Below are 209 nucleotides of genomic sequence, written 5' to 3'. Positions count from 1 at the left end.
AAAAAAATGAAAAGCAAAAGGCTTTAAAGCCAGCTTTCCATTTATGGGCCAGAATAGAGTTGAACTATTGACCCCTGCCTTATCAGAGCAGTGCTCTAACCAACTGAGCTACTGGCCCAAAAAAAAGGGAAAGGGAGGAGGAAGAACGAAGAGGTCGTGGGCCATACGGCCCGATTTGGGAACCGCCGGCTGTTATACCGGTTGCCCCC

The 209-nt window shown here is 49.3% G+C and carries 1 tRNA gene; it reads right to left on the bottom strand.

Annotated features, from left to right (window positions below):
* Positions 1–44: 44 nt before the first annotated feature.
* Positions 45–118, bottom strand: a tRNA-Ile gene (locus TPRIMZ1_RS0115260).
* Positions 119–209 lie beyond the last annotated feature (91 nt).

This window comes from Treponema primitia ZAS-1 (assembly GCF_000297095.1).
Lineage (GTDB): Bacteria > Spirochaetota > Spirochaetia > Treponematales > Breznakiellaceae > Termitinema > Termitinema primitia_A.
This window is presented reverse-complemented; position numbering and strand designations above follow the sequence as displayed.